Annotated in this window: 17 protein-coding genes; 8 read left to right on the plus strand and 9 right to left on the minus strand. The window is 69.0% G+C overall.

The window, feature by feature from the left end; all coding sequences use genetic code 11:
* Positions 1–1,797: DNA translocase FtsK (locus ACO2SS_RS03680; RefSeq protein ID WP_423276236.1), on the plus strand; the 1,797-nt coding region annotated here is incomplete at its 5' end.
* Between the two features lie 65 nt (positions 1,798–1,862).
* A complete protein-coding gene (locus ACO2SS_RS03685; RefSeq protein ID WP_423276237.1) occupies positions 1,863–2,627 on the plus strand; it encodes a LolA family protein in 765 nt (254 codons plus the stop codon).
* Between the two features lie 7 nt (positions 2,628–2,634).
* On the opposite strand, the gene ACO2SS_RS03690 is transcribed toward ACO2SS_RS03685, so the two are convergent.
* From ACO2SS_RS03690 to ACO2SS_RS03700, 3 genes are all read right to left on the minus strand, one after another.
* Complete coding sequence (locus tag ACO2SS_RS03690) at positions 2,635–3,795, minus strand: AAA family ATPase (protein WP_423276786.1); 1,161 nt, start codon at positions 3,793–3,795, stop codon at positions 2,635–2,637.
* 195 nt (positions 3,796–3,990) lie between these two features.
* A complete protein-coding gene (locus tag ACO2SS_RS03695) occupies positions 3,991–4,257 on the minus strand; it encodes a hypothetical protein (protein WP_423276238.1) in 267 nt (88 codons plus the stop codon).
* Positions 4,258–4,312: 55 nt separating this feature from the next.
* Positions 4,313–5,683: a serine hydrolase domain-containing protein gene (locus ACO2SS_RS03700; protein WP_423276239.1), complete on the minus strand. Its 1,371-nt coding sequence runs from the start codon at positions 5,681–5,683 to the stop codon at positions 4,313–4,315.
* A 110-nt stretch (positions 5,684–5,793) separates the two neighbouring features.
* On the opposite strand from ACO2SS_RS03700, the gene ACO2SS_RS03705 reads away from it, so the two are divergent.
* A complete protein-coding gene (locus tag ACO2SS_RS03705) occupies positions 5,794–6,603 on the plus strand; it encodes an exodeoxyribonuclease III (RefSeq protein WP_423276240.1) in 810 nt (269 codons plus the stop codon).
* Here the strand turns inward: ACO2SS_RS03705 and ACO2SS_RS03710 are convergent.
* Positions 6,565–7,056, minus strand: a complete 492-nt coding sequence (locus tag ACO2SS_RS03710) for a cyclic nucleotide-binding domain-containing protein (protein WP_423276241.1) — start codon at positions 7,054–7,056, stop codon at positions 6,565–6,567. The two genes, ACO2SS_RS03705 and ACO2SS_RS03710, sit on opposite strands and share 39 nt — an antisense overlap.
* 12 nt (positions 7,057–7,068) lie before the next feature.
* On the minus strand, positions 7,069–7,755 hold the full coding sequence (locus tag ACO2SS_RS03715; protein WP_423276242.1) for a response regulator transcription factor: 687 nt from the start codon (positions 7,753–7,755) through the stop codon (positions 7,069–7,071).
* Between the two features lie 94 nt (positions 7,756–7,849).
* Between ACO2SS_RS03715 and ACO2SS_RS03720 the strand changes: the two genes are divergently transcribed.
* A complete protein-coding gene (locus tag ACO2SS_RS03720; protein WP_423276243.1) occupies positions 7,850–8,383 on the plus strand; it encodes a L,D-transpeptidase family protein in 534 nt (177 codons plus the stop codon).
* A gap of 11 nt (positions 8,384–8,394) precedes the next feature.
* Here ACO2SS_RS03720 and ACO2SS_RS03725 read toward each other — a convergent pair whose 3' ends face one another.
* Positions 8,395–9,642, minus strand: coding sequence for an ABC transporter substrate-binding protein (locus ACO2SS_RS03725; protein WP_423276244.1), 1,248 nt, complete (start codon positions 9,640–9,642; stop codon positions 8,395–8,397).
* Positions 9,643–9,817: 175 nt separating this feature from the next.
* Here ACO2SS_RS03725 and ACO2SS_RS03730 point away from each other — a divergent pair, with 175 nt between their 5' ends.
* From ACO2SS_RS03730 to ACO2SS_RS03745, 4 genes are all read left to right on the plus strand, one after another.
* Positions 9,818–10,903 carry a polyamine ABC transporter substrate-binding protein gene (locus tag ACO2SS_RS03730; protein ID WP_423276245.1) on the plus strand — a complete coding sequence of 362 codons (1,086 nt, stop codon included), beginning with the start codon at positions 9,818–9,820 and terminating at the stop codon, positions 10,901–10,903.
* Positions 10,904–11,001: 98 nt separating this feature from the next.
* Positions 11,002–12,180 (plus strand): acetyl-CoA C-acetyltransferase, encoded by a 1,179-nt coding sequence (locus tag ACO2SS_RS03735; RefSeq protein WP_423276246.1) that lies wholly within the window; start codon positions 11,002–11,004, stop codon positions 12,178–12,180.
* Between the two features lie 142 nt (positions 12,181–12,322).
* The gene (gene phbB / locus ACO2SS_RS03740; RefSeq protein ID WP_423276247.1) at positions 12,323–13,048 is read left to right on the plus strand and encodes an acetoacetyl-CoA reductase; all 726 of its coding nucleotides are present in this window, start codon (positions 12,323–12,325) and stop codon (positions 13,046–13,048) included.
* A 52-nt stretch (positions 13,049–13,100) separates the two neighbouring features.
* The gene (locus tag ACO2SS_RS03745; protein ID WP_423276248.1) at positions 13,101–13,976 is read left to right on the plus strand and encodes a DMT family transporter; all 876 of its coding nucleotides are present in this window, start codon (positions 13,101–13,103) and stop codon (positions 13,974–13,976) included.
* On the opposite strand, the gene ACO2SS_RS03750 is transcribed toward ACO2SS_RS03745, so the two are convergent.
* The 3 genes from ACO2SS_RS03750 to gloB are packed head-to-tail and all read right to left on the minus strand — an operon-like array spanning position 13,956 to position 15,926.
* Complete coding sequence (locus tag ACO2SS_RS03750; protein WP_423276249.1) at positions 13,956–14,711, minus strand: GNAT family N-acetyltransferase; 756 nt, start codon at positions 14,709–14,711, stop codon at positions 13,956–13,958. The two genes, ACO2SS_RS03745 and ACO2SS_RS03750, sit on opposite strands and share 21 nt — an antisense overlap.
* Positions 14,704–15,159 (minus strand): cupin domain-containing protein, encoded by a 456-nt coding sequence (locus ACO2SS_RS03755; RefSeq protein WP_423276250.1) that lies wholly within the window; start codon positions 15,157–15,159, stop codon positions 14,704–14,706. The genes ACO2SS_RS03750 and ACO2SS_RS03755 overlap by 8 nt, the downstream gene beginning before the upstream one ends.
* Positions 15,156–15,926 (minus strand): hydroxyacylglutathione hydrolase, encoded by a 771-nt coding sequence (gene gloB / locus ACO2SS_RS03760; protein ID WP_423276251.1) that lies wholly within the window; start codon positions 15,924–15,926, stop codon positions 15,156–15,158. Before gloB ends, ACO2SS_RS03755 begins: the two co-directional genes overlap by 4 nt.
* Between the last annotated feature and the right edge of the window lie 39 nt (positions 15,927–15,965).

Raw genomic sequence — 15,965 nt, forward strand, 5'->3', positions numbered from 1 at the left:
GCGCCGGCCGTGCACGACTTCGACGACGAGGAGGCGGACGAGTTGCCGGTCGCGCCGGTGGCCCGTGCGGGACGCAGGATCGCGGTCGAGCCCGAGCGCGACGAGATCCGGGACGAGCCGGAGGACATCGAGCCGTTCGACGCGGATGACGAGGAGCCGGCCTATGAGCCGCCGCGCGCCGTCGCGAAACCCGCCAGCGCCCCGAGCCGCGTCTCGGCGCCTGCCGCCCCGACCCGGCAGGCGGCACGGCGCCCCGAGCCGCAATTCTCCGGCGGCGACTACGAGATGCCCGCGCTCACGCTCCTGGCCGAGGCCAAGAAGCAGGTCGCGACCGTCTCCAAGGACGCGCTGGAGCAGAACGCGACCCTGCTCGAATCGACGCTGGAGGATTTCGGCGTCCGCGGCGAGATCATCAACGTGCGGCCCGGCCCGGTCGTCACGCTCTATGAGCTCGAGCCCGCCCCCGGCACCAAGTCGAGCCGCGTCATCGGCCTCGCCGACGACATCGCCCGCTCCATGTCGGCGGTCTCGGCCCGCGTCGCGGTCGTGCCCGGCCGCAATGCGATCGGCATCGAGCTGCCGAACCAGAAGCGCGAGACGGTCTATCTGCGCGAACTCCTCGCCTCGGAGGACTTCGCCGGGACCAAGCAGAAGCTCGCGCTCTGCCTCGGCAAGAACATCGGCGGCGAGCCGATCATCGCGGACCTCGCCCGCATGCCGCACCTGCTCGTCGCCGGCACGACCGGGTCGGGCAAGTCGGTCGCCATCAACACCATGATCCTCAGCCTGCTCTACATGCATACGCCCGAGCAGTGCCGGCTGATCATGGTCGATCCGAAGATGCTCGAGCTCTCCGTCTATGACGGCATCCCGCATCTCCTCTCGCCCGTCGTGACCGACCCCAAGAAGGCCGTGATCGCCCTCAAATGGGCCGTGCGCGAGATGGAGGAGCGCTACAAGAAGATGTCGAAACTCGGCGTCCGCAACATCGACGGGTTCAACGCCCGCGTGGCGGAGGCCAAGGAGCGCCACGAGGTCATCACCCGCACGGTGCAGACCGGTTTCGACAGGGAGACCGGCGAGGCGATCTACGAGGACGAGATCATGGATCTCGAGCCGCTGCCGTACATCGTCGTGATCGTGGACGAGATGGCCGACCTGATGATGGTGGCCGGCAAGGACATCGAGGGCGCGATCCAGCGTCTCGCCCAGATGGCGCGCGCGGCCGGCATCCACCTCATCATGGCGACGCAGCGGCCGTCCGTCGACGTCATCACGGGCACCATCAAGGCGAACTTCCCGACCCGCATCTCCTTCCAGGTCACGTCCAAGATCGACTCGCGGACCATCCTCGGCGAGATGGGCGCCGAGCAGCTGCTCGGGCAGGGCGACATGCTCTACATGGCGGGCGGCGGCCGCATCACCCGCGTGCATGGCCCGTTCGTGTCCGACACCGAGGTTGAGAAGGTCGTGGCCCACCTGAAGGCGCAGGGCCGGCCGCAATATCTCGATGCGGTCACGACCGGTGACGAGGACGGCGCGGCCGGTGGCGGCGACGATTCCGCCATCTTCGACAAGGGCTCCTTCGGCGAGGAGGGCGGCGACCTGTACGACCAGGCGATCCAGGTCGTGCTGCGTGATAAGAAGGCTTCCACCTCCTATATCCAGCGCAGGCTCGGCATCGGCTACAACCGCGCCGCCTCCCTCATGGAGCGGATGGAGAACGAGGGCATCGTCGGATCCGCCAATCATGCGGGCAAGCGCGAGATCCTGCTGGAGAGCGCCGGCGCCGATTGAGGCGAGCCGCTACGGCCCCGGCGGGTGCCCGTCAGGCGCCTGCCAGAACGCGTGGAGTTGAGTTCATGAAGGCGTCTGTTGCTCGCGGCATCGCGCTTGCCCTCACGGCCGCCGCGGCCTTCGGCTCCGCGGCCGAAGCGGCGAGCCGATCGCGCCTCGTCAATGTCGTCCCGCCGCCGCGGCCCGCCTCGCTGGGAGGCGAGCAGGACGTGACCACGACGGGCTCCATCATGCCGGTCGCGAAGCCGGGAGCGCGCGGCGCGCCGGTCGTCCAGGCCGCGGCCGGCGAGAAGCTCAGCGACAAGCAGATCGTCGAGAAGGCGAACGCGGCGCTCAATTCGGTCACGTCGATGGCGGCGGATTTCACGCAGGTCGGCGGGGACGGGCGCAGGTTCACCGGTGTCCTCTACGTGCAGAGGCCCGGCAAGCTGCGTTTCGAATACGCGAAGCCGTCCACGCTCGAGATCGTGTCCGACGGCTCGACCGTGCTCGTCCGCGACCGGAAGCTGAACACCTCGGACCCCTATCCGATCTCGCAGACGCCGCTGAAATTCCTGCTTTCGTCCAAGATCGACCTCGCGCGCGAGGCCTCCGTCACGGCCGTGGTGGCGGACCCGGATGGGGTGCGGATCTCGATCGAGGATACCTCCACGCTCGGCGGGACCTCCAAGATCACGCTCTATTTCGACCCGGAGATCACCGGCCTGAAGCGCTGGCGCGTGGTGGACCCGCAGGGCTTCACGACCACCGTCTCGCTCTCGGACATCGAGAAGAACCGGACGATCGATCCGCGGATCTTCATGCTGAACTACATGCGGCCCGTGGAGTAGGCGCCGCTCAGCGCGGCGGCCAGGCCCAGGGAGGGCGCCTGAGAAGATCGATATCGGCGATCGTCTCGCCCGAATCCTTGTCCAGCCGGATGTGGTTCAGGTCGAACTCCGCCGCGAGATGCGACGTGAGCGTCTCGTCGTGCGTGACCACGATCACCTGGGCCGCCGAGGAAGCCTGCCCGATCAGCCGGGCGAGCGCCGGAACGAGATCCGGGTGGAGACTGGTCTCGGGCTCGTTCAGGACCAGGAGCTCCGGCGGCCTCGGGGACAGCAGCGCCGCAACCAGCAGCAGGTAGCGAAGCGTTCCGTCGGACAATTCCGCCGCGGAAAGCGGCCTGAGCATCCCGGGCTGCCGGAAAAGGAGCTCGAAGCGGCCACCGTCCGTGCCGACCTCGATGCGCGCCCCGGGAAAGGCATCGTCGATCACCTGCGCGAGCAGGTTTCGGTCGCCCATGGCGGCGATGGTCTGCAAGGCCGCCGCGAGATCGGCTCCCTCATGGCCGAGGACCGGCGTGTAGGTGCCGACCTGCGGCTTGCGGGCCGGGGCGTCTAGATCCGTCCGGAAATGGTCGTAGAAGCGCCAGGAGCGCATTCGGGACCGGAGCAGCACCATCTCCGGGGCCGTGTGGACGTCGAGGAACTCCGTCATCATGCTGTCGAAGCCGGAGAGCTCCACCGGCACCATCCGCCAGGCGCCCGTCTCGTCGGTGGCGCGCAGCGCGGGGCCGCGGCGGTCGACGAGGAGGGAGGCGGGCCGGAATTTTTCGCCCGACCAGATGCATTCGCGCTTGATGACGGGATCGAGCGCAAACCCGGCCAGCGGGTCCGGGGCCAGCCCCAGGTCGATGCTGTAGCCGAAGTCGTCGGAGGCGAAACCGAGCTTCAGGCTGACGCTGCCCTTCCGCACCGTCCCCTGGATGGGGACGCGTCCCGCCTTCATGTCCCGGCTGATCGTCTCCGGCCCGGCCCACAAGGTCGCGGGAAGGCCGCCCTCCCGTGCGAGCTGGCCGACGATCTCGCCTCGCGCCGTGGCGGCCAGGAGCCGCAGGGCTCGGTAGAGGTTCGACTTGCCGGCGCCATTGGGGCCGGTCACGACGTTCACCCGCTCGAGTGGAACGACGAGGTCGCGCAACGACCTGTAGTTCTGCACCGCGAGGCTCTTGAGCATGGGCAGGCGTTCCGACAATCGGGCGCGGCCGATCCCGGCCGGCCCGGTCGCCATCACGCTTGAGGCGATCCGACAGCAACCTGAGGGACGGCACCCCGAACATCAATTCCGTCCGGCTGCGCATCGGCCGGGTGGAGGCGGGTGCTGGGCAACATCAAGGCGGACGTCCTCCGGCCTCGGCAGAGTAAGCGCGCTTCAGCCGCCGCCCGACAGCCGCCGCCGGTTGGCCCTGACGCGCTTGCGGTAGCCGCTGACGACCTGCCCGGGCGAGCCGCCCGTCATCAGCGTGCGGGTGGCGGAGCCGGCGGCCAGGACCTTCTCGCTGACCATCCGGCGCGCTTCGCGCTTCGCCTTTGGTCCGCCGAGCGCGAGCTTGAGGAGCCGCAACTGGATGACGGCGGCGGATTCGGCCGCGAGCCATCCCAGCGCGGCGAGGTCGTTCAGCTGCTTCCGTCGGGGCATGTCCGGCCTCCTCCCGTCGAGAACGGGCGGAGGCCGGAAAGGTGCCGGCGCCTCGTCAGTCGGCGATCGCCCCGTAGACGAGCTGCTTGATCTCGCGCCGGTAGAAGGCCCGGCTCGGTCCGGGAGCCTGCGTCATCATGACGACGGCAAGGTCTTCCGCAGGGTCGACCCAGAAGAACGTCCCGGCATAGCCCGCCCACATGAACTCGCCCTTCGAGCCCGGCACCCCGGCGATCCCGGGCTCCTTCCGGACCATGAAGCCGAGCCCGAACGTGTAGCCGGGCACGCCCATCAGCAGGTCTCCGGGCGTGGCGATCGGCCTGATCCTGTCGCCGAGCATGTCGGACGTCATCAGCTCGATCGTCTTCCGGCTGAGGACCCGGGTGCCCTCGAGCTTGCCGCCGTCGAGCAGCATCTGCGCGAAGCGCAGATAATCGGCGGCTGTCGAATAGGCGCCGGCGCCTCCGGAATCGTTCTTTGGGACCGCGCCGTCGATGAGGCGGTTCGGGCTGCCGGTTGCAGGGTCGGTCGGGAATGCCTGCGCGATGCGGGCCGTGCGATCGGCCGGGACGGAGAAGCCGGTCTCGTTCATCTTCAGCGGCTTGAAGAGGCGCTGTTCGAGGAACTCGCCGAGGCTCCGCTCGGACGCCTTCTCGACGACGCGCCCGAGCACGTCCGTGGCGAGGCTGTACTGCCACACCGTGCCCGGCTGGTAAGCGAGCGGCGCGGCCGCGATCGCGGAGACGAATTCCTCCGGCGTGAGATCCGTCGTGTTGTAGTCGAAATCCGGCTTGAAGAGCTTGCCCTTGGTGTAGGCCGCCTTCACGGGCGCGTTCGTGGTGATTTCGCCATAGGCGAGGCCGGCCGTGTGCCGGAGGAGATCCTGCACGGTCGGCTGGCGCTCGGCCGCGGCGAGTTCCCATGTCTGCTCGCCGAGCGCGTTCCCACGCGGCACGCTCACCTTCAGGTCCTTGAACTCCGGAAGGAATTTCGAGACCGGGTCGGTCAGCTGGATCGTGCCGTCCTCGACCAGCATCATGGCCGCGACCGACGCGAAGGGCTTGGTCATGGAGTAGATGCGGAAGATCGCATCCTTGCCGAGCGGCGCGTTCGCGGCCTCGTCGCGGAACCCAAAGCTCTCCGCATAGGCGATGCGGCCGCGGCGGGCGACCATGACCACGGTACCCGGCAGCCGGCCGGCCGCGATCTCACGCTCGAAGACCTTGCCGATATTGGCGAGCCGGGCGGAGGAGAGCCCGACCTCTTCCGGGCTCGCGGTCGCGAGGGTCGCGACCGGCCGTGCGGCCGGCGCTTCGGCAAGGGCCGGGACTGCCGCGCCGGCCAGCATGGCGGCGAGCGCTGCGGCGACGATATCCCCAGTTCGCGGACGCGCGCCGACCGCGCGCGGGGCTACCCACACTTGCATGCCTATCCTCCCAACCGTAGATCCTGGGCCTCTCCCGGGCCCTGCCGCAAACGCTACAGGCCCGTCTCCCGGCGCGCCAGCGTCGCGTGATCCTCCCTTGCGGACCCGTCGTGAAGCTCTCCGTCACAACCTGGAACATCAATTCCGTCCGGCTCCGCATCGACCAGGTCGAGCGGGCGCTCGGGGAGATCGGGCCGGACGTGCTCTGCCTCCAGGAGACGAAATGCCCGGACAACTGCTTTCCCCTGAAAGCCCTGCAGGGGTTCGGCTACCCGCACGTCGTCCAGGTCGGGCAGAAGGGCTATAACGGGGTCGCGATCCTGTCGCGCTTCCCCTTCGAGAAGGTCGAGCCGCAGAACTGGTGCGAGCGGCAGGACGCCCGCCACATCTCCGTCACCCTCGGGCCGGAGGCCGGGGAGGCGGCCGGCGTCGAGATCCACAACTTCTATGTTCCAGCGGGCGGCGACGTTCCGGATCCGGACCTGAACCCGAAGTTCAAGCACAAGCTCCAGTTCCTGGCCGAGATGCGGGATTGGGCCGGGAAGCGCGATCGCCGCCCGACGATCGTGGTGGGCGACCTGAACGTCGCCCCGCTCGAGCACGACGTCTGGTCGCACAAGCAGCTTCTCGACGTCGTGAGCCACACCCCGATCGAGACCGAAGCCCTGGAAACGCTGCGGCAGGAGGGCCGCTTCGTCGATTCAGCGCGCCATCTCACGCCCGAGCCGACCAAGCTCTACACCTGGTGGAGCTATCGCTCTCCGGACTGGGCGGCCGCCAACAAGGGCCGCCGGCTCGATCACGTCTGGATTTCGGACGATCTCGGCTCGACGCTCCAATCCGTCGACATCCACGGCCATGTCCGTGGCTGGATGCGCCCGTCAGACCACGTCCCGGTGACCGCGACTCTCTCGCTCTGAGGCTTCCTGCTCGGCGAAGAGGCGTTCGACGCTCGTCAGGCCGGCCGCGACGGCCTCGAGGTCGCGCGTGAGGACCTCGGCCATGGCGGGGGCCGCCGAGGGGAATTCATGCAGCACGCGCTTCATCAGCGTGGGCGAGATGCGCAGGACGGACGCGGCCTCCTGGGCGGTCGCCGTCGCGGGGCGCTGCATGCGTATGAACAGCGCGATCTCGCCGATGACTGAGGCCGGCCCGAGCAGCACGGGCTCCTCGGCCCCTGCCCGGCCGACCGCGATCGTCCCCGCGGTCACCACGTAGCCGCCATCCGAGCGGTCGCCGTGCCGGAACAGGACCTCGCCCGGACGCAGCCGGCGCGTGTCGGCCACGTTTGCGATCACCCGGAGAGCCTCGTCCTCGAACAGCCCGAGGATCGGCGCGCGCCGAAGAATCGAGAGCGTGGTCTCGATGGCCATGGTTCAGGGCCTTCAGGGAAGCAGCTTGTAGCCGCCCGGCTCGGTCACCAGGATGCGGGCCGCGGAGGGGTTCGTCTCGATCTTCTGGCGCAGCCGGTAGACATGCGTCTCGAGCGTATGGGTCGTCACGGCCGCGTTGTAGCCCCAGACCTCCTGCAGGAGGATGTCGCGCGAGACCACCTTCTGCCCGGCCCGGTAGAGGAAGCGGAGGATGGCGGTCTCCTTTTCCGTGAGCTTCAGCTTCGAGCCCTTTTCGCTCACGAGCAGCTTGGCGCCGGGCCGGAACGTGTAGGGGCCGATCCGGAAGACGGCATCCTCGCTCGCCTCGTGCGTCCTGAGCTGCGCCCTGATGCGGGCGAGGAGCACGGCGAACTTGAAGGGCTTCACGACATAGTCGTTCGCCCCGGCATCGAGGCCGGTGACCACGTCGGCGTCGCTCGCCTGTCCGGTCAGCATGACGATGGGGCCGCGGAAGCCGTCCTGGCGGATCAGCCGCACCGCGTCGCGGCCGTCCATGTCCGGCAGGCCGATATCCATGATCACGAGGTCGAACCGCTCCCGCTGCAACGCCTCGCGGGCCTCGGAGGCCGTTCCGACCGGATCGACCTCGAACTCGCTGGAGAGGCCGATCTGCTCGACGAGGGTCTCGCGGAGATCGCTGTCGTCCTCGACGACGAGGAGCCGATTGAGGCGCGCCATCAGAAACGTTCTCTCGACGCGTTGGGCCGGGCGGAGCTCGACATCAGGCCTTCATACCTTGACAGCCGGGCCGGGTTGAAGACCCCTCCCCAGCATGAAGCGCCGCACCGCCCGACTTATCCGCGTGTTTCGCTCTCCGCTCGACCGAACCAAGGGGCGCCTCGTCGGCCCGGGGATCAACCTGCCCTGCGCCCTCGGCCGCAGCGGGCCGGGCCACGGGAAGCGGGAGGGCGACGGACGCACGCCGATAGGGCGCTTCAAGGTGCTCGCCGCGTTGTACCGGCCCGACCGGATGCGGCGGCCGGCCACGATTCTGCCGCTGGCGCCGATCCGGCCCGATCTCGGCTGGTCGGACGACCCGCGGGACCGCCGCTACAACCGCCCGGTCGATCTTCCGGCCGCCTGCGGACACGAGCGCATGTGGCGCGACGATGCCCTCTACGACCTCGTGCTCGATCTTTCCTACAACCGCGGCCCGATCGTGCCCGGCCGCGGCAGCGCGATCTTTCTTCATTCCGCCCGCCCCGGCTTCCTGCCCACGGAGGGCTGCGTCGCGGTCGATCGCCGCCGGATCGCCGCGCTCGTCGAGCGCATCGGTCCCGGGACCAGGATCGAGATCGTCGGCTAGCGCCGCCGCCACTAGGCCGGTCGCATCGGGAACTGCACCTGGGCGACGGCTGCATTCGCCGGGAACACCGTCGCGAAGCCCTGCCCGTTCCATTGAAGGAGCACCGGATCCGCATCGCGGTTCTGGCCCGTCTCGTCGAAGGCGATGCGCGTCCAGGGCATGATGGTCTGATCGCCCGGAATGTCGGAGGCGGCGAGCGCCTCGCGGATGGTCGGCCCATCGGTCGCCTGGGCCCGATTCACCGCGTCGGCCAGGACCATCGCGGCCGTGAACTGGCGCGCGGAAAGATCGCTGAGGTCCTTTCCGGACCGCGCCTTGAAGAGCGCGTTCACCCGCCCGATGTCGGGGCGCCGGGCGGCGAGCTCGGGCGAGTAGGAGGCGCGCGTGATGCAGCCGACCACGTCGCGCCCGACGGCATCGTAGAGCGTTCGGTCGGAGAAGCCGGAATTCTGGGCCAGGATCGCCCGCGGCTGATAGCCGATCTCCACCATGCCCTTGACCAGCAGGATGCCGTCCTGCGTGTAGCTGGAGGGCAGCAGGACATCCGCATCCGCTTCCTTGAGCTGGCGCAGTTCGTCGCCGAGCGCGGGGGCGTTCGCCCGGTACCGGATATCGGCGACGATCTTGTAGCCCCGTTCGCCCGCGAGCCGGCGCTGCGTGTTGGCGGAATCCGTCCCGAACAGGGTATCCTCGGCGAAGAGGGCCAGGGTCTCCACCCCGCCGCCCTTGCGGCGCAGGTCGTCGAGGAGATCGAACATCGTCTCCGAGAACATGTCGTCGTGCGGGCCGGGCCGGAAGATGTAGCGCAGCCCGCGGCGGGTGAGGCTCGGCGAGGAGTTCTCGGACGCCATGTAGGGCACCTCGAGCCGCTCCGAAACCTGCGCGATACTGGCCCCGATGGCGCTCTGGTACGACCCGATGATCGCGCAGACCTTCTCGTGCTTGACCAGCCGCTCCGCTTCCGTGCGGGCGACCTGGGGGCTCGACTGATGGTCGGCCGCGATGACGCGCAGCCTGGCGCCGCCGAGGCCGGGGAGCCCCGCTTCCTCCGCCAGGGGTAGGTCGAGATCCGGATACGGGGAATTGACGATGTCGAAGGCGGTTTCCACCGCGTGGCGCGCGTCGATTCCGATCTGGGAGCTGGGGCCCGTCAGGGGGAACAGGAGCCCGACGACCACCTCCGGCGTCGCCTGCGCACGCGCCTTCGCCGAGATCGCGGCCAGGGCTGCGCCCTGAACGAAACTGCGACGTGAGATCATCCCGTCCTCTCGCCCGCCCGGAGGCAATCCGAGCCCCGTTGGCCTCCCCTGGAACGTTCTCGCTGTCAATGATGGTCAGGGCATGGCGCAAGGCGAAAAATCGTTGCGCCGCGATGGTCTTGGGCGAAGCTTGGCGGTTGTATCGAGGCACCTCGGCCCATAGCTTTCCCCCATCATGATCAGACGCCTTGCCGCCGCGCTGCTGTGCGCCCTGTCCATCACGGCCGCCTCCGCCCAGGAGCGCACCGTCCACGTGTACAACTGGTCGGATTACGTCGATCCGAAGGTGCTGGAACGCTTCACGGCCGAGACGGGCATCAAGGTCGTGTACGACACCTACGACAACAACGAGATCGTCGAGACGAAGCTGCTCGCCGGGAAGTCGGGCTACGACGTCGTCGTGCCCTCCGGGCCGTTCCTGCAGCGGCTGATCCGGGCGAGCGTCTTCCAGAAGCTCGACCGCGAAAAGCTGCCGAACCTGAAGAACGCCTGGCCGGACATCCAGAAGCGGCTCGCCGCCTTCGATCCCGACAATCTCCATGCCGTGAACTACATGTGGGGCACGACGGGCATCGGCGTGAACCGGGCCAAGGTGAAGGAGCGGCTCGGGGACGTGCCGCTCGACAGCTGGAAGCTGCTTCTCGACCCCGAACTGTCCGGCAAGCTCAAGGATTGCGGCATCTACGTCCTGGATTCGCCCGAGGACGTCTTCCCCGGCATCCTGAAGGCGCTCGACCTCGACCCCGATTCCAAGACGCCCGCCGATCTGCAGAAGGCCGCGGACGCCCTGATGAAGGTGCGGGGGAACATCCGGAAATTCCACTCCTCCGAATACATCAACGCGCTCGCCAACGGCGAGATCTGCCTGGCGGTCGGCTATTCGGGCGACATCCTGCAGGCGCGCAAGCGCGCCCAGGAGGCGAAGAACGGGGTCGACATCGCCTATGTCATCCCGCGCGAGGGCGCGCTGATGTGGTTCGACTCCATGGCCATCCCGGCCGATGCCCCGCATGTGCCGGAGGCCTACGCCTTTATCGACTTCATGCTCAGGCCCGACGTCGCGGCCGCGAACACCGACTTCGTGAATTATGCGAGCGGAAACCTGCCGGCCAAGGAGCGGATCAAGCCGGAGATCGCGTCCGATCCCGGCATCTATCCGGACGCCGAGACCTTCGGGCGGCTGTTCACGAACACGGCCTACGACGAGCGGATCCAGAGGACCGTCACGAGGCTCTGGACGCGGATCCGGACCGGCCGGTGAACCGGCGGGTCCGGGCGGCGGCTTGACTTGGGGGCGGGGCGGGAGTTGATCCCGCCATCGCCTCGAGTTTCAGCAATCTGCCGAACGGGAGAACAGGTATGGCTCAAGCCGACATCGTCATCGTGGGGGCCGCCCGCACGCCGGTCGGATCGTTCAACGGCGCCTTCGCGAATACGCCTGCGCATGAGCTCGGCGCGATCGCCATCAAGGCCGCGCTCGAGCGCGCGAAGGTCGAGGCCGGCGAGGTCGACGAGGTCATCCTCGGCCAGATCCTGACGGCAGGCCAGGGCCAGAACCCGGCCCGCCAGGCCGCCATGGCGGCCGGCATCCCGGCCGAGAAGACGGCCTGGGGCCTGAACCAGCTCTGCGGCTCCGGCCTGCGCACGGTCGCCATCGGCATGCAGCAGATCGCCAGCGGCGACGCCGACATCATCGTGGCCGGCGGCCAGGAATCCATGTCGATGGCTCCCCATGCGGCCCATATGCGGTCCGGCACGAAGATGGGCGACCTGAAGCTCCTCGACACGATGCTGAAGGACGGCCTCCTCGACGCCTTCCACGGCTATCACATGGGCAACACGGCCGAGAACGTCGCGCAGCAATGGCAGCTCTCGCGCGAGGAGCAGGATCGCTTCGCGGTCGCCTCGCAGAACAAGGCCGAGGCCGCCCAGAAGGCCGGCAAGTTCAAGGACGAGATCGTCCCGGTCACCATCAAGGGCCGCAAGGGCGACACCGTCGTGACGGACGACGAGTACATCCGTGCCGGCACCACCATGGATGCGATCGCGAAGCTCCGCCCCGCCTTCAACAAGGAGGGCACGGTCACGGCCGGCAACGCCTCCGGGATCAATGACGGCGCCGCCGCCGTGGTCCTGATGAGCGCCGCCCAGGCCGAGAAGCGCGGCCTCACCCCGCTGGCCAGGATCGTGTCCTGGGCGACCGCGGGCGTGGACCCGTCCATCATGGGAACGGGCCCGATCCCGTCATCGCGGCGCGCCCTCGAGAAGGCCGGCTGGAAGGTGCCGGATCTCGATCTCATCGAGGCGAACGAGGCCTTCGCGGCCCAGGCCTGCGCAGTCAACAAGGACATGGGCTGGGATCCGGAGATCGTGAACGTCAATGGCGGCGCGATCGCCATCGGGCACCCGATCGGCGCTTCCGGCGCACGCGTCTTCGTCACGCTCCTGCACGAGATGGGCAGGCGCGGCGCGAAGCGCGGCCTCGCCACGCTGTGCATCGGCGGCGGCATGGGCGTTGCGATGTGCGTCGAGCGCTGAGCCCCGACGAAGATCCGAAAGTCGCGATTTGCGGGGATCGACGCCCGCTCCCATCGCGGTAACATGAGTGAACGGCCCGGCATCGCCGGGCCGTTTGCTTGTCGGCCACAAGAGCCGGGGCATCGAACAGGGAGAGTGACGCATGGCACGCGTGGCATTGGTGACGGGCGGGACGCGCGGCATCGGAGAGGCGATCTCGAAGGCCCTGCAGGCCTCGGGCTACACGGTCGCGGCGAACTACGCCGGCAATGACGAGGCTGCGTCCGCGTTCTCGTCCGCGACCGGCATCAAGACCTTCAAGTGGGACGTGTCCGACTTCGATGCCTGCGCGGCCGGGATCGCCCAGGTCGAGGCAGAGGTCGGGCCGGTCGACGTCCTGGTGAACAATGCCGGGATCACCCGGGACGGCATGTTCCACCGCATGTCCAAGGAGCAGTGGTACTCGGTCATCAACACGAACCTGAACTCGCTCTTCAACATGACGCGCCCGGTCTGGGAGGGCATGCGGTCCCGGAAATGGGGCCGGGTCGTCTGCATCTCCTCCATCAACGGGCAGAAGGGGCAGGTGGGGCAGGCGAACTACTCGGCCGCCAAGGCGGGCGATATCGGGTTCGTGAAGGCGCTGTCGCTCGAGGGCGCGCGGGCCGGCATCACCGTGAACGCCATCTGCCCCGGCTACATCGCGACCGAGATGGTCAAGGCGATCGACCCCGCCATCGTGGAGAAGAACATCCTGCCCGGGATCCCGGTCGGCCGCCTCGGCGAGCCCGAGGAGATCGCGCGCGCGGTCGTCTTCCTGGCGAGCGAGGATGCGGGCTTCATCACGGGCTCCACGCTCACGGTCAATGGCGGGCAATACATGATCTGAGCGGCCCGCCGGCCGCTTGACCATCGAGGCGCCCGCTCGCTAGGGCGCGGGCATGTCTTCCCGCGCCGCAACGATCACCGGGTTCGGCGCGGCCGCGCTCTGGTCCCTGCTCGCGCTGTTCACGGCCGCGACGGGCCCCGTTCCGCCCTTCCAGCTCCTCGCGATGACCTTCGCGATCGGGGGCGGGCTCGGGGCCCTGTCCTGGCTTGCCCGCCCCGGGGCAGCGGCCGCCCTGCGCCAGGCGCCGCCCGTCTGGGCGCTCGGGATCGCGGGGCTGTTCGGCTATCACGCGCTCTATTTCGCAGCCCTGAAGCTCGCGCCGCCCGCCGAATCGGGGCTCATCAACTATCTCTGGCCGCTGCTCATCGTGTTGTTCTCGGCGCTGCTGCCGGGGCATCGGCTGCGCCTGCAGCACGTGGCGGGCGCGCTCCTCGGCTTTGCGGGCGTGGTCGTGCTGGTGGCGGGGCGCGGCGCGATCGAGATCCGGCCGGAATACTGGGCAGGCTACGCCTGCGCCTTTGCCTGCGCCTTCGTGTGGGCGGGCTATTCGGTCCTGTCGCGGCGGGTGGCGGCCGTGCCGACCGACGCCGTCACCGGGTTCTGCCTCGCGACCGCGGCGCTCGGCCTGCTGTGCCACCTCGCTTTCGAACGGACGATCTGGCCGGAAAGCCCCCTGCAGTGGGCGGCCGTCGTCGCGAGCGGGCTCGGGCCGGTCGGGGCCGCCTTCTACCTGTGGGATGTCGGCATGAAGCGCGGCGACATCAGGCTGCTCGGGATCGGCTCCTATGCGATCCCGGTGGCCTCGACAGGGATCCTGATTCTGGCTGGCTACGCCGAGCCGACCTGGTCGCTGGCCCTCGCCTGCGGGCTGATCGCGGCCGGCGCCGTCGTGGCGACGCTGCCGGCGCTAGCCGGGAGGCGGCGGTAGGATGCGGTGCGTGTAGCGGTAGCCGGTGGTGAAGCCGAGCGACGTATAGAGGCTGGTGGCGACCTCGTTGGCCTCCCGCACCTGCAGATAGGCATGCGTGGCCCCCTGTTCGCGGCCCCATGCCATGAGGGAGGTGACGAGCCGGCGGCCGAGCCCGAGGCCGCGCAGGCTTGGGGAAATCACGAGATCGTAGAGCCCGACCCAGCCGCGCTCCGCGACCGCAAGGCCCCACCCGGCATCCTCCCCGTCGAGGGACAGCGTGGCGAAGCCGGCCTGCCGACGGATCAGCCGCACGATGCGGCCGAGCCGCTCGGCATTCGCCTTCTCCCCGCCATAGGCGGCCGCCGCCGCCTCGATCCAGGCGGGCTTCGGGGCTGGGCGGACGATCAGGGACGGATCGTGCTCCAGTTCGGGCCCGAGCGGCGCGACGAGGCAGAGCGAGGGGTCGAAATCCACCAGGCCCCTGGCGGCCAGCACCTCCTCGCAGCGCCGGTCCTCGACGCCCGTCAGGCGGAAGCAGGGTGAGACGCCCCGCTCCTCGAAGGAGCCGACGATGTGGTCGATGAGCGCCGGGTCGATCGTGGCTCCGGGCACGAACGGGGTCGCCGCGTTGGCCCGTTTCGAATAGCCCTCCGCGAAGCGAAGGATCCAGCCGCCGACCACCTCGATTTCGAAGGACGGCCAGGCATTGATGAGGCGCGTCTCGAGCGCCTGCACGAGCGACAGGTCAGGCATCGGAGGAGAGCCCCCGCGTCGGCCGCCAGTCCGGCGGCGCCATCTCGAAGCCTTCGAAGCGGAAGCCGGGCGCGACCGTGCAGCCGACGAGCGTCCAGGCCCCGAGGCTCGCCGCACTCTGCCACGTCCCGGCAGGCACGGTGATCTGCGGCCGCTCTCCGGCCGCGAGGTCCGTCCCGAGATGCCGGGCCTCGGCATCATGCCCATCCAAGGAGGTCGTCACGACCAGAGGCGCGCCGGCATAATGGTGCCAGGTCTCGGCCGCATCGACGCGGTGCCAGGCGGAGGTCTCGCCCTCCGCCAGGAGGTAGTAGATGGCCGTCGCGACCGAGCGCCCCTCGACCGTGCGCGGATCCCGGAAGGTTTCGCGAAAATGCCCGCCTTCCGGGTGTGGCGCGAGGTCGAGAAGGCGGATTACCTCCTCGGCCGTGAGGCCCGCGGCGATCATCGAAAGCGGTTCTTCCACTCGCGCAGGGCCGCGAAGACCTCGTTGGCTGGCGCTCCCGCCTTGTCGACGGACTTGGCGAGGGCCGGCTCGCCCGCGCGCAGGAACGGATTGGTGGCCTTCTCCTCGCCGATCGTCGAGGGCACCAGGAAGCGGCCTTCCTTCGCGGCGGCCTCGGCCTCGGCGAACCGCGCCTTCAGGGCGGCGTTGTCCGGATCGGCCGCGAGCGCGAACCTGGCGTTCGATAGGACGTAGTCGTGCCCGGAATAGACCCGGGCGTCGTCGGGAAGCGCGGCGAAGCGCTCGAGCGAATGCCACATCTCGTCCATGGTCGATTCCATCACCCGGCCGCAGCCGAGCGTGAAGAGGGTGTCGCCCGCGAAGAGAACCTTGTCGGCGCCGAACCAGTAGGCGATGTGGTCGCGGCAATGGCCGGGCGTGTCCCAGACCTCGGCCGAGAGGTCGCCCACTGCGACACGGTCGCCCTCGCCGGCCGTCTGGTCGGCATCGGGGACCTCGGAGGCCGCCTTCTTCGGTGCCACGACGCGGCAGTTGAACCGCGCCTTGAGGCCCGGGATGCCCTGGACGTGATCGGCGTGCCGGTGCGTGACCAGGATGTGGCTCAGCTTCCAGCCCGTTTCGTCGAGCGCCTTCACGACGGCGGCCTCCTCCGGCGCATCGATCGCCGCGCAGGCGCCGGTGGCGCGATCGCGAATCAGGACCCCGATATTGTCCTCGAGGCAGCGGAAGGCGTGGATGTCGGCCGGCATGGATATAATCCCGCGTGAACGGCCGTTCGGCTATCACGG

Source organism: Enterovirga sp. CN4-39, from assembly GCF_049446235.1.
Lineage (GTDB): Bacteria > Pseudomonadota > Alphaproteobacteria > Rhizobiales > Beijerinckiaceae > Enterovirga.

Bases quoted from the DNA above. Each gene is read 5' to 3' on its own strand.
- ACO2SS_RS03725 (WP_423276244.1), bottom strand. From the start codon at position 9,642: ATGATCTCACGTCGCAGTTTCGTTCAGGGCGCAGCCCTGGCCGCGATC.
- ACO2SS_RS03710 (WP_423276241.1), bottom strand. From the start codon at position 7,056: ATGGCCATCGAGACCACGCTCTCGATTCTTCGGCGCGCGCCGATCCTC.
- ACO2SS_RS03745 (WP_423276248.1), top strand. From the start codon at position 13,101: ATGTCTTCCCGCGCCGCAACGATCACCGGGTTCGGCGCGGCCGCGCTC.
- gloB (WP_423276251.1), bottom strand. From the start codon at position 15,926: ATGCCGGCCGACATCCACGCCTTCCGCTGCCTCGAGGACAATATCGGG.
- phbB (WP_423276247.1), top strand. From the start codon at position 12,323: ATGGCACGCGTGGCATTGGTGACGGGCGGGACGCGCGGCATCGGAGAG.
- ACO2SS_RS03750 (WP_423276249.1), bottom strand. From the start codon at position 14,711: ATGCCTGACCTGTCGCTCGTGCAGGCGCTCGAGACGCGCCTCATCAAT.
- ACO2SS_RS03735 (WP_423276246.1), top strand. From the start codon at position 11,002: ATGGCTCAAGCCGACATCGTCATCGTGGGGGCCGCCCGCACGCCGGTC.
- ACO2SS_RS03720 (WP_423276243.1), top strand. From the start codon at position 7,850: ATGAAGCGCCGCACCGCCCGACTTATCCGCGTGTTTCGCTCTCCGCTC.
- ACO2SS_RS03685 (WP_423276237.1), top strand. From the start codon at position 1,863: ATGAAGGCGTCTGTTGCTCGCGGCATCGCGCTTGCCCTCACGGCCGCC.
- ACO2SS_RS03690 (WP_423276786.1), bottom strand. From the start codon at position 3,795: ATGCTCAAGAGCCTCGCGGTGCAGAACTACAGGTCGTTGCGCGACCTC.
- ACO2SS_RS03755 (WP_423276250.1), bottom strand. From the start codon at position 15,159: ATGATCGCCGCGGGCCTCACGGCCGAGGAGGTAATCCGCCTTCTCGAC.
- ACO2SS_RS03700 (WP_423276239.1), bottom strand. From the start codon at position 5,683: ATGCAAGTGTGGGTAGCCCCGCGCGCGGTCGGCGCGCGTCCGCGAACT.
- ACO2SS_RS03715 (WP_423276242.1), bottom strand. From the start codon at position 7,755: ATGGCGCGCCTCAATCGGCTCCTCGTCGTCGAGGACGACAGCGATCTC.
- ACO2SS_RS03695 (WP_423276238.1), bottom strand. From the start codon at position 4,257: ATGCCCCGACGGAAGCAGCTGAACGACCTCGCCGCGCTGGGATGGCTC.
- ACO2SS_RS03730 (WP_423276245.1), top strand. From the start codon at position 9,818: ATGATCAGACGCCTTGCCGCCGCGCTGCTGTGCGCCCTGTCCATCACG.